Origin of the sequence: Streptomyces acidiscabies, from assembly GCF_020010905.1 — a bacterium.
In the GTDB taxonomy this organism is placed as follows: Bacteria; Actinomycetota; Actinomycetes; order Streptomycetales; family Streptomycetaceae; genus Streptomyces; species Streptomyces acidiscabies.
The window spans coordinates 1439858-1451227 of record NZ_JAGJBY010000001.1 but is presented as its reverse complement, the minus strand read 5'-3'; the positions used below and the strand labels follow the sequence as shown (position 1 = coordinate 1451227).

13 protein-coding genes are annotated in these 11370 nt (G+C 68.1%); 5 read left to right on the top strand and 8 right to left on the bottom strand.

All coding sequences use genetic code 11. The features are described 5' to 3' along the window. The first annotated feature begins 104 nt into the window (after window positions 1–104). The 3 genes from J8M50_RS06950 (at window position 105) to J8M50_RS06940 (ending at window position 2585) form a co-directional block, all read left to right on the top strand. A complete protein-coding gene (locus J8M50_RS06950; RefSeq protein WP_010354904.1) occupies window positions 105–1784 on the top strand; it encodes a sodium:solute symporter family protein in 1680 nt (559 codons plus the stop codon). Between the two features lie 10 nt (window positions 1785–1794). Continuing rightward, the gene (locus J8M50_RS06945) at window positions 1795–2109 is read left to right on the top strand and encodes a hypothetical protein (RefSeq protein ID WP_010354906.1); all 315 of its coding nucleotides are present in this window, start codon (window positions 1795–1797) and stop codon (window positions 2107–2109) included. Between the two features lie 68 nt (window positions 2110–2177). Continuing rightward, a complete protein-coding gene (locus J8M50_RS06940; protein WP_223786174.1) occupies window positions 2178–2585 on the top strand; it encodes a hypothetical protein in 408 nt (135 codons plus the stop codon). Here J8M50_RS06940 and J8M50_RS06935 read toward each other — a convergent pair. Then, window positions 2582–3451 (bottom strand): aldo/keto reductase family oxidoreductase, encoded by an 870-nt coding sequence (locus J8M50_RS06935; protein ID WP_010354908.1) that lies wholly within the window; start codon window positions 3449–3451, stop codon window positions 2582–2584. The two genes, J8M50_RS06940 and J8M50_RS06935, sit on opposite strands and share 4 nt — an antisense overlap. A 130-nt stretch (window positions 3452–3581) precedes the next feature. On the opposite strand from J8M50_RS06935, the gene J8M50_RS06930 reads away from it, so the two are divergent. Then, on the top strand, window positions 3582–3986 hold the full coding sequence (locus J8M50_RS06930; protein ID WP_010354909.1) for a winged helix-turn-helix transcriptional regulator: 405 nt from the start codon (window positions 3582–3584) through the stop codon (window positions 3984–3986). A gap of 20 nt (window positions 3987–4006) precedes the next feature. On the opposite strand, the gene J8M50_RS06925 is transcribed toward J8M50_RS06930, so the two are convergent. Genes J8M50_RS06925 through J8M50_RS06905 form a run of 5 tightly spaced genes read right to left on the bottom strand, consistent with a single transcriptional unit; the run spans window position 4007 to window position 7397 of the window. Next, window positions 4007–4753, bottom strand: coding sequence for an HNH endonuclease family protein (locus J8M50_RS06925; RefSeq protein ID WP_223786173.1), 747 nt, complete (start codon window positions 4751–4753; stop codon window positions 4007–4009). 5 nt (window positions 4754–4758) lie between these two features. Next, a complete protein-coding gene (locus J8M50_RS06920) occupies window positions 4759–6114 on the bottom strand; it encodes an AAA family ATPase (RefSeq protein WP_029184020.1) in 1356 nt (451 codons plus the stop codon). 10 nt (window positions 6115–6124) lie between these two features. Continuing rightward, window positions 6125–6289 carry a DUF397 domain-containing protein gene (locus J8M50_RS06915; protein WP_010354912.1) on the bottom strand — a complete coding sequence of 55 codons (165 nt, stop codon included), beginning with the start codon at window positions 6287–6289 and terminating at the stop codon, window positions 6125–6127. A 20-nt stretch (window positions 6290–6309) separates the two neighbouring features. Continuing rightward, complete coding sequence (locus J8M50_RS06910; RefSeq protein WP_010354913.1) at window positions 6310–6534, bottom strand: DUF397 domain-containing protein; 225 nt, start codon at window positions 6532–6534, stop codon at window positions 6310–6312. Next, window positions 6531–7397, bottom strand: coding sequence for a helix-turn-helix domain-containing protein (locus J8M50_RS06905; RefSeq protein WP_010354914.1), 867 nt, complete (start codon window positions 7395–7397; stop codon window positions 6531–6533). The genes J8M50_RS06910 and J8M50_RS06905 overlap by 4 nt, the downstream gene beginning before the upstream one ends. Window positions 7398–7560: 163 nt before the next feature. Between J8M50_RS06905 and J8M50_RS49020 the strand changes: the two genes are divergently transcribed. Continuing rightward, entirely contained in the window at window positions 7561–8094 is a 534-nt protein-coding gene (locus J8M50_RS49020) for an ATP-binding protein (RefSeq protein WP_010354916.1), read from the top strand. 223 nt (window positions 8095–8317) lie between these two features. Here J8M50_RS49020 and J8M50_RS06895 read toward each other — a convergent pair whose 3' ends face one another. Beyond that, entirely contained in the window at window positions 8318–8992 is a 675-nt protein-coding gene (locus J8M50_RS06895) for a helix-turn-helix transcriptional regulator (RefSeq protein ID WP_029184021.1), read from the bottom strand. Window positions 8993–9238: 246 nt separating this feature from the next. After that, entirely contained in the window at window positions 9239–11275 is a 2037-nt protein-coding gene (locus J8M50_RS06890) for an outer membrane protein assembly factor BamB family protein (RefSeq protein ID WP_078480891.1), read from the bottom strand. Window positions 11276–11370 lie beyond the last annotated feature (95 nt).

Genomic DNA, 11370 nt, shown 5'->3' with positions numbered 1-11370 from the left:
TTCGACTCCCCATCCGTGCACCAGCACAGCTAGAAACTTCAAACAGAACCGCACACATCAAACCACAAACACACACATCCGGTCACCCTTAGAAGGGCCCTCCTGTGTATCCCCCCACTCCGCTCGCCGCCGAGCTGCGGCTCCCCGTCAACGCGCTCGACTACACGATCCTCGGGATCTACTTCGTCGTCGTCCTCGGCATCGGGTTCGCGGCCCGGCGCTCCGTCAGGACCAGTCTCGACTTCTTCCTCTCCGGGCGCTCGCTGCCCGCCTGGATCACCGGGCTCGCGTTCATCTCCGCGAACCTCGCCGCGACCGAGATCCTCGGGATGGCGGCGAACAGTGCGCAGTACGGGGCGTACACCGTCCACTGGTACTGGATCGGCGCGATCCCCGCGATGGTGTTCCTCGGGCTCGTGATGATGCCTTTCTACTACTCCTCCAAGGTGCGCTCCGTCCCCGAGATGCTGCTCCTGCGGTTCGACAAGTGGGCGCATCTGCTGAGTTCGGCGCTGTTCGCGTTCGCCGCGATCCTCATCGCCGGGGTCAATCTGTACGCCCTCGCCATCGTCGTCGAGGCGCTGCTCGGGTGGCCCGAGTGGGTGGCCATCCTCGTCGCCGGGTTCTTCGTGCTCGCGTACATCACGCTGGGCGGGCTGTCCTCGGCGATCTACAACGAGGTGCTCCAGTTCTTCGTGATTCTCGCGGCGCTGATTCCGCTGTCCGTGCTGGGGCTGAAGAAGGTCGGCGGGTGGGACGGGCTGACCGACTCCCTGAAGGCCACCCACGGGGACGACTTCGTCAGCGCCTGGGGCGGTACCGGGATCGGGTCCGCCAACCCCCTCGGCGCGAACTGGCTGACCATCGTGCTCGGGCTCGGGTTCGTGCTGTCCTTCGGGTACTGGACGACGAACTTCGCCGAGGTGCAGCGCGCTCTCTCCGCGAAGAACCTCTCCGCCGCCCAGCGGACGCCGCTCATCGCCGCGTTCCCGAAGATCTTCATCGTGTTCCTCGTGATGATTCCGGGGCTGGTGGCGGCGGTGCTGGTGCCGAAGATCGGGACCAGCGGGTCCGACCTCCAGTACAACGACGCGATCCCGTACCTCATGGAGCAGCTGCTGCCCAACGGGGTGCTCGGGATCGCCGTCACCGGGCTGCTCGCCGCGTTCATGGCGGGCATGGCGGCCAACGTGTCGTCCTTCAACACCGTGTTCACCACCGACATCTGGCAGAAGTACGTCGTCACGGACCGGGAGGACGCGTACTACGTCCGCTTCGGGCGGCTGATCACGGCGGTCGGGGTCGCGGCCTCGGTCGGGACGGCGTTCCTCGCGTCCTCCTTCTCCAACATCATGAGTTACCTCCAGACCCTGTTCTCCTTCTTCAACGTGCCGATGTTCGTCGTCTTCATCATCGGGATGTTCTGGAAGCGGGCCTCCGCGAAGTCCGGGTTCTGGGGGCTGCTCGCCGGTACGACCGCCGCGATGATCAACTACTTCGTCCTCTACAAGCAGGACGTCATCGGCATCCCGACCGACCAGGGCGCGAACTTCGTCTCCGCGATCGCCGGGTTCGTGGCGGGGGCGGTGGTCATGGTGGCCGTGTCCCTGTTCACGGCGCCGAAGCCGGAGGCGGAACTCCAGGGCCTGGTCTACGGCACGAAGTCGCCGGGCATGTCCGAGGCGCCCGGCGCCGGGGACGACGCGTGGTACCGCCGCCCGGCGCTGCTCGGCTGGAGCGCTGTCATCATCGCCGCCGCCTGCTACATCCCGTTCTCCTTCTGAGAGGTTCGCCATGTCCGACCACTACTCGGAGAAAGACGTCCACCGCGAGGTGACGGAGCTGGAGGGGAAGTCGACGACTGCCGCGCGCATCTTCGATCTACGCCGGATCATCGGGGGCCTCTTCGTCCTCTACGGCGTGATCATCACCATCACCGGCATCACGGACGGCGACGCGGAGATCGACAAGGCGCAGGGGATCAACATCAACCTGTGGACGGGGTTGGGGATGCTGGGGTTGGGGGTGTTCTTCCTGGTGTGGCTGTGGGTGCGGCCTACGCCTACGCCTCCGGCGACGTTGCCGGAGGAGGAGAAGAACTCGGAGTGATGTGAGGGTGCCTGCGCCTGGGAGGGGGCGGGCACCCTTCTTGTCCCACACTGGGCGTGGGAGGCCCCGTGACTCAGCAGACCCCGTACCGACGGCTGCGCGCGCTGCGTGATCGCTTTGCTCCGCCGCCCGGTCTTACGTGGCCCGAGATCAGTGACGGGAAGCTCGTCATGATGCTGCGTCCGGGGCCGCGTCATCAGCTGACCGCGATGACGGATATGGACGACGAGGCTCTGGGTGTTCTGCATGTTCCGGATCTCCACGTGTGCCGTGACGCCGCGATGGAGACGGACGATCCTCTCGATCCCCGCGACGGCACCTGGACCTACCAGTGGGGCATCGTCCGGCGTCCGGCCTATGACAACCGGCTGCGTCTGCCGTACGGCGAACCGGTCACCGTGACCACCGACCTCGGCACCTGGACGATCGAGACCGGTGACCTGCCCCGGTACAGCGCGAAGGACATGGGGCCCTAGTGGGCGATGCCGTCCAGTTCTTTTGCGTCCTCGTCGGAGAGCGTGAGTCCCGCGCCCGCGATGTTCTCGCGCAGGTGGGCGATGGACGAGGTGCCGGGGATGAGCAGGATGTTCGGGGAGCGGCGTAGCAGCCAGGCCAGGGCGATCGACATGGGTGTCGAGTTCAGCCGGGTCGCGACCCGCGAGAGCGCCTCGGACTGGAGCGGGGTGAAGCCGCCCAGGGGGAAGAAGGGGACGTAGGCGATGCCTGCGGCGGCGAGGTGGTCGACGAGGGCGTCGTCGTGGCGGTGGGCGAGGTTGTACATGTTCTGGACGCATACCAGTGGAGCGATGCCTCGTGCCTCGGTGACCTGTTCCGCAGTGACGTTGCTGACGCCGAGGTGGCGGATCAGGCCCTCCCGCTGGAGGCCGGCGAGCGTCTCGAACGCCTCGGCGATCGAGCCGGGCCGGGTGCCCTGGGCGTCGCCCATGCGCAGGTTGACCAGGTCGAGGGTCTCGACGCCGAGGGAGTCGAGGTTCTCGTGGACCTGTTTGCGCAGGTCTTCCGGACGGCGGGCGGTGGGCCAGCCGCCCTGTGCGTCACGCGTCGCGCCGACCTTCGTGGCGATGAACAGCTGCTGCGGATACGGGTGCAGCGCCTCGCGGATCAGCTCGTTCGTGATGCGCGGGCCGTACGCGGCGCTGGTGTCGATGTGGGTGATCCCGAGCCCGACCGCCTCACGCAGAACGCCCAGCGCGCCGTCCCTGTCGGCGGGCGGCCCCATGACCCACGGCCCGGCGAGCTGCATCGCGCCGTACCCGAACCGGGACACGGTCGCGTCGCCCAACGTCCAGGTTCCGCCGGGAAGAGACAGGGGTGTGTTCATCGTCGCGCCTTTCGCTTCATGCCGGGGGTGGTGTCTGCGTCCCCCGTGCACCAGGGTTGGCGAGGAACTCCCGGCCGGGAAGTGGGCACTTGGAAGTGCGTAACGATCCAGAAGGTGAGGGGCGAGGTCAGTGACGACGACGCGGGCCAAGGCGGAGTACAACGCGTTCCTGGCGGTGTGCCCCAGCCGCCAACTCCTCGACCGGATCTCGGACAAGTGGGTCGTCCTGATCCTGTGCGCACTGGCGGGCGAGGCCGACTCATCACCGTCCCCCAAGCCGCTGCGCTACTCGGAACTGGCCCGCGTCCTGGCAGGCGCGACCCAAAAAATGCTGACGCAGACGCTCCGCTCCCTGGAACGAGACGGCCTCCTCACCCGCACGGTGACCCCCACGGTCCCGGTAACGGTCACCTACGAGCTGACCGACCTAGGCCTCTCCCTCCACCACCTGACGAGGGGCCTCAGACAGTGGGCCCAGACCGAGATGGACCAAGTCCTGGCCAACCGCGAGACGTACGACGCGGGGTCTTCCTAGCGGGCCCGCACAGCACCCCCTCAAATCAGCAGCGCGGCCCGTAGCTCCGGGTCCCGCAGGTGCCGGAGTATCTCCTCGCCGAGGTCGAAGGCGAACGCGACGGACGCCTTCGGCAGCAGGGCTTGCCTGAGCATAAACTGGGCGACGTCGGCGAAGGGTTGGTTGCGGACGGTCCGTACGGCGATGGCCATCTTCCGGTGGTCGCCCTTCTCCCGGCCCGACAGCCACCCCTCCACGCACATGACGACCCCGTCCCGCGCGATGCAACGAGCCTCCGGCAGATCGTCCCGGTTGAGTCCGCACACCCGCTCGGTCTGCCGGCCCTTCTCCGTCAACCCGCGGTACAGGCCGGTGTCGAGGCTCAGGTAGAGGTGGTCGAAGGGGTCCTCGGTCGTCGGGTCAATCAGCAACGGGTCGCCGGTCTCGGGGTCGCGCGGGAACTGATCCCTCTTGCAGGAGCTGTTGCACGCCGTGCAGGACAGCAGGTGGTTGAGCCAGTCGAAGGTGCGTAACGGGTTCTCGGCCACCGGCTCGAAGTGGTCGATGTCGGTGCTGAGGTCGTCGCCGCAGTACATGCAGCAGCGGTTGCCGTGAGCCATCTCGTTCAGCAACGCCCGCAGCGGGGTGACGAGTTCACGCCGGTGCGTGGTGTGCTTCCACAGCCCCTTGGCCTCGGAGGTCCGTGCCTCTCCGGCCGTTCCGGCTATGCGCTCGGTCAACTGCTCTGCTCTTACGGCGAGTTGACGCGGAAGTTCGATACGCCGCACCCGAATCATTCGTCGAGCACTCCGAGTTGCTTCAGCCGGGCCTGCAACTCGACGGCCCGCGTACGAGGCGAACTCTTCAGCCGATCCCGCAGCGCCGCATGCCGCGCCTCTTCGGCGTCCGTCGCCTCCCCGGTGACCACTCTCGCCTCCAACTCGACGAGTTCCTGCCGGAGTTCGCGCGCCCGCTCCGAGTACGGCGTGTCCAGGCCGAAGAGTTCGGAGAGTACGGCGTCGTCGCCGGTGCCGTAGACGATGCGTTGCCGCAGTTCCTCGGAGACCGGCGCGGGTGGCACGTCCTCGGTCGGTCCCGGCACGCGGATCAGACCACCGGGGTCGGCGGCCTGGCAGACGTACGGACTGTGCGTGCTGACGATGAACTGCACTGCCGGGAAATGGGACTTGAGCCACTCGCCGATGCGTTGCTGCCAGGAGGGGTGCAGGTGGGCGTCGACCTCGTCGATGAGGACGACGCCGGGGTACGGGAGGCAGGGGTGCTGGTCCCGGACGTCGACGGTGATCTCGCCGTACGCGGTGTGCATCTGGCGCACGATGTCCAACACCAGTGCTACGACGGTCCGTTGCCCGTCACTCATGTGCCGCAGCTCCGTCAGCGGCCCTTCGGAGCCTGCCTCGCCTCGCCGATTGAGCCACAGGCCCTCGGAGTTGACGTCCTCGATGCGGTAATCGTCGGGGAGGAGACCGTCGTTGAGGAGTGCGAGGACGCCGACCTTGAGGTCGGCGGCACCGGGACGGTTCTCCAGTGCCTGGAGGTGGACGGAGAGCAGCCAGTCGAACGCCTCGGTCAGGGCGGACTGTTCCTCGAAGAGGGTGCGGAGAGCTGCGGCGCGGTCCGAGGGCTTTGACGTCCTGTCGTACAGGCCGACGCCGGTCATGCGGCGGAAGGGGCCGTATCCGGCGTGGAACCAGCCGGGAGGAGGGGCCGCCGACCAGAGGCGGTCACGGGCCCGCCGCGGGAAGTCCACCGGGCCGAACACGACGGCGACCGGCGCCTCACTCGGCCCATCCCAATCTGGCTCCCACATCGCCGACGCCTCGAACGAGTCGGACATCCCCTCGCCAGTGTCCACGAACGGGTCGGGCAGCACATGGACACTGAGCTTCCCGCCGGGTTCGCCGTGGGACACCTGTGACCGCAGATCCCCGTCCAGCTTGTGAGCGCGACGCGGTCCCGCGAGGCCGATGGCGATGGCTCGCAGCAGCGTCGTCTTCCCCGACCCGTTGCGTCCCGCGAGCACCGTCCACCCCGCGTATCCGCCACCGGGCCGCGCGAAGTCGAGATCGCAAGCGCGGGGTCCGTGGAAGCCACGGACCCCGTCGAGGGTCAGCCTTGTTACGTACACAGGGCCTGTCTTACCGCGTTTTCAGGGTCCTGACCAAGGCTGTGAAGGCGGTGGCGGGGACGGTCAGGGGGCCGAGGGCGGGGGCTTTGGAGTCGCGGAGGGCTACTTCGCCTTTGCCGAGGGCGAGTTCGAGGCAGTTGTTGCTGCCGTCGCTGTAGCTGCTCTTGATCCACATGGGCGCTCCTCGGGTGGGGGCTACGGCAGGAGAAGGTTGCGCTGGCCCTGGGCGATGCCGCCCGTGAAGGCGCGGTAGTCGTCGGCGGAGATGATCAGGATCTTGGCGTCGGGGTCGCCCACGTCCTTGGAATCGCGCAGGGCGACCACGCCGTCGATGAAGGCGACCTCAAGGCAGTTGGCCCCGCCGTTGCTGAGGTCGCTCTTGACCCAGGCAGCGTCGGTGAGGTCGATCTTCTTGTTCATGTGTAACGGTCCTTGATCAGGTCGTGGATATGGCGCTTCGAGGCACCCACGTCGAGAGCTTCGGAGCGAAGGTGATTGAACGCCATCTCGTAACGTCCAATGTCACTATCTTCCTCCAAGTACTGCGCAGTTGTCATCGACTCAACCACGACCACGGGTGCCCCGACGGGGAAATGCAGCAGGTGGAACTGCCCGTCGACCCCCGCATGTGCGCCCTGCGTGAAGGGCAGTATCTGGAGCGTCACATGCTTGTGCTCCTCGGTCACCGCGAGCAGGTGCTCAAGCTGAGCCTTCATCACGTGCCTCTCGCCGACCTCCCGCAGCAGCGCGGACTCGTCGAGCACGCACCAGAGGTGGAGCGGCTCCTCCCGGAACAGCGCTTGCTGCCTGACCATGCGCAGTTCGACGAAGTTGTCGATCTCACGGTTGGTCTGCCACTGGCGGCTGCGCTCCACGACCACACGTGCGTAGTCGGGGGTCTGGAGCAGGCCAGGGATCATCCAGGCGAACGTCTCGCATTTGGAGGCCAGTTCCTCCAGGTGCAGGTACTCGGCGAACGGGTCGCGGACAGTGTGACGGTACTGGTCGAACCAGTTGGTGCGCTTGTTCGAGTTCGCCAGCGACGTCAGCTTGCGGATCTTCTCGATCCGGTCCTTCTTCTGGAGCCCGTACACCTCGAAGAAGCCGGCGAGCGCGATACCCGGCACCCGCTGCTTGCCGTTCTCGATCTTGCTCAAAGCTGACGCGCCGGAGAGGCACAGGCGTTCGGCGGCCTCCGTCAGGCTCATCCCCGTCGCCTTGCGCAGAGCGCGCAGCTCCAGGCCCAAACGCCGTCGGTGCAGGTTGGGTTGGGCGTCGGTCATGTTTCGTACCTCCTTGCGCGGAGGGTATCGCCGCACGCAAGTCGATGGGCCGTTTTTCGCGCGAAGCACTCTTTGGAGTGAGAGGGCTTGCGAGACATTTTTCTTTCCGGAACATTACTAGCCAGGCGACCGCCAACTTCCCAACCCCGCCCCAGGAGTTGATGTGTTGATCAGCCACGGCGACGACGACCGCCCCACCCTCATCCTCACCGACACCCCCACCGGCCCCGCCTCCCGCATGGCGGCCCGCCTGGGCCTCACCCCCGTAGAACCCACCCCCCACCTCCCCCCGACCACGACCCTCACCCTCCCCGGCGAAGACCTCACCTCCGCCCGCAAGGCCCGCCACCACATCCGCACAACGGCCGAGACCCACCACCTCCCCCCACCCCGCGCCTACGACCTGGAGATCGTCACAGGCGAACTGGTAGCGAACGCCCTGGAGCACACCAAGAGCACAACAATCACCCTGACCTGCACCTTCACCCCCACAACAGCAGTCCTGACGATCACGGACGAGGGCACCGGCCACCCCTTCCTCACCTGCCCCACCCTCACCCCGGACGAAGAACACGGCAGGGGCCTCCTGATCACAGACGCGATCGCAACCCGCTGGGGAACGTGCAAGACCCGCAGGGGCCTGATGGTGTGGGCGGAGGTACAACTACAAGCAGAACGGCCGGAGTTGACACCGTGAACCCACAGCGGCGGGAGAGCCGCAAACGGCGGGGAGCGGGGTGCCGGGGGTGCGGCGCAGCCCGTCGCTTACGAAGACAGCAGCCCACGGCTCGGTCTACCCCACTGGCCAGCACCACCCGCGACGGGCTCGCCGCACCCCCGGCACCCCGACCCCACCCCGAACCTCCCGCGCGCCCGCAGGGCGACAGGGCACCGAGCAACCCCCGGCACCCCCACCCCCCTCAACCCCCTTGCGCCCCCGCCCGATCCAACAACCCCGTCCGAGCAGCCAACGCCGCAGCCTCCAACCGCGACCCCACCCCCAACTTCATCAACACCCGCTGCACATGCGTACGAGCCGTAGACGGCGCAATCCCCATCCCCGCAGCGATCAACCGCGTATCCTCCCCATCCGCAACCCGCACCAGCACCTCCACCTCACGAGGCGTCAGAAGATGCAGCAACCGCTGCCCTTCGTCATCAGGCTGGGCAGCAGGATTGAGCAGCTCACTGAACGCGTTCTGCAACAACTGCGGAGCCACCGCAGCCTCCCCCGCACGGGCTTTCATGATGGCGCGTTCCACACCCTCGATACGCTCGTCATGACGAACGTACCCGGACGCCCCCGCAGCGAACGCGGCAGCGATCCCACGAGGACTGGGAACGGGCCCCAGCACCAGGACGGCAACCTGAGGCCGCTCACGCTTGATGCGGACGACCGGATCGAACGCACCCGGCTCCGCAGGCGCAGCCGTACCCAACAGGCACACCTCAGGCGCCCGCGTGATCACCAGCTCCGCCGCCCCCGCGGCAGGCGCCGCCGCGGCGAGGACCCGGTGGCCCCGCAGTTTCAGCGCCGAAGCCAGCGCCTCGGCGAGCAGGCGGTGGTCATCGACCACCATCAGCCGCACTCCCATCGAGCAACCCCCCAGTCCCCCCATGGATGCCCAACCCGGACAGTTTCACGCGAGGACTCCCCCGGGCCCCCGCCTTGCATGACCCCGGAAGCTACACGCTTGTTCGACGCCGCGCTCCCCCTACACGTGAGAAGTGCCCCGGATCGCCGAAAATCCTCTTATTCACGAGGGAGGAAGGGTACGGCAACGGCCCCGCTCCCGTCGCCCGGAGGCGTACGAAGGATGCGGGGCCGTGGCGAAAACCGGTCAGGAACCGGCGCCGTACGCGATCACCAGTTGCTCGTCCTTGTCACTTCCGCTCACATACGTCTGCGACAGGAACAGCCGCCCCTGGGAGAACAGGATCTCGGAGAACCCGGGCGACATGTCCGTCTCCGCGTCGACGCTGGCCTTGTCATCCGGGTTCTTCAGCAGGACCGTCTGCTTGAAGGTGGTCCCGTCGACGCTGAGAACCTGGCCGCCCTTGTCGTACGGGCCGCTCTTGTAGACGATCAGGTTCTTGCCGTCCATCCGCAGCGGGTAGAGGTCGAAGTCCTCGCCGCCGTCCGCGCGTTGGCCGGTCTGCTTGCCGGTGAGGACGTCGAAGGCGACGATCTGCTTCGTACTGGAACCCGAGTTGTCCTCCGTCTGGATGTACAGCCGGTCGCCCCCGGCGATGACGCCCTTGCAGCCGTCGGCCTCGGAGATCTCGCACTCGGCGCCGTAGTCGTCACCGGGTACGGAGATCCGCGCGCGGAGCTGGCCCGTCGCGCCGTCGATGGAGAACAGGTCGGACAGGGAGCTGCCGTCGCCCGCGCTGTCGCCGACGTCCGCGCCGACGACCAGCGGGTCGGTGGAGACGACGCTCGCGTACTCGATGCCGGGGGCGAGCTTGTACTCGGAGAGGACCTTGCCGGAGACCGGGTCGAGGGTCTGGACGCTGAGGGTCGGGTTGTCGTAGTCGCCGCACTTGCGGATCGCGACGAGCTTGGGGCCGCCGCCGTAGCCCCGGTCCGAGCAGGTGTCGGCGGTCTTCGGCTGCCACAGCGGCTTGCCGGTGGCGATGTCGAACGCGGCGCCGCCGCTGGTGCCGCTGGCGGCGACCGTGTTCGCGCTGACCGTGACGGCGTCGAAGCTGAGCGGGTAGTCGCCGGCCTGCGCGGTCTTCGTCCACAGCAGCTTGCCGTTGGCCAGGTCGAGGGCGCCGACCTGGTTGCAGGGCTGGTACTTGTCCTTGGTGGGGACGGCGGGCTTGAACAGGATCGCGGACTTGGTGCCGTCGCTGCTGAGCCAGTGGGCGGCGCCGCAGACCGGGCCGGGGAGCTTGACGGTCCAGAGCTTCGCCCCCTTGTCGAGGTCGTACCCGTTGATCTCGGAGATCCCCGACTTCGCGTACACCTTGTCGGTGACCCAGGAGCCGTCGGTGTCGGCGCTCTCGCCCTTGGCGACGGTCGGGAGGGGCAGCTGGAACAGCATCTTCCCCTGCGGATCGGCGGGCGCCTTCTCCGTACCACCGACACCGGCCCCGCTCACGGGGCTGGCGCTCGGCTTGTCGTCCTTCTTCGCCTCGTTCTGGGGGGACTTGGAGCCCGAGTACCAGACCCCGCCACCGATGATCAACGCGATGGCGACGACGGCGGAGGCGACGATGAGGATCTGCGCCTTCAGCCCGTTGTCACCGCTGGGCTCGACGTGCATGGGGGTGGTGGGGGGCGAGGGGTACGCCGGGGCGGGCTGCCCCGGGTAGCCGTACCCCGCCGGGGCGGGATAGCCGTACGCGGGCTGGGGTGAGGGCTGCGGGTAGCCGTAACCGGGCGGCGCGGCCGGGGGCCCGGCGGGGGGTCCGGCGAGGGGCCCGGCGAGGGGCCCGGCGGGAGGTCCGGCGGGAGGCTGCGGCGAACCCGCCGGGGGTCCGGCGGGAGGCTGCGGCGGGGCCGCCGGGGAGTTCTGGGGCGCCGGGGGATTCTGAGGCGCACCGAACTCGGGCGCCGGGGAATTCTGGGGCGCGCCGAACTGAGGATTCTGGGGCGCACCGTACGCGGGTGCCTGCGCCGGAGCCCCCTGCGGCTTCCCGAAAGCCGGAGGCTGCTGCGGCGCCGGAGGGCTCTGAGGTGCCGGGGGGTTCTGGGGGGCGGAGGGACTCTGCGGCGCGAAGGGACTCTGGGGCGCGCCGAAGGCCGGTGCCTGGGGCTGGTCCGTCGGGGCGCTCGGCGGATATCCCGGCGGCGGCCCCTGAGGCGCGCCGAAGGCCGGCGGCTGGTTCGGCGGGTTGTCGGAGGCCGGGCCCTGCGGGGGCTGGGTCATGGTGTGGGTACCTCGGAAAAGACTCGGGTGGGGAGGGGACGTGGGGGGCGGGGCCGGTTCATGCGCGCCATGGCTTCAGCCACGCCGGGCAACTC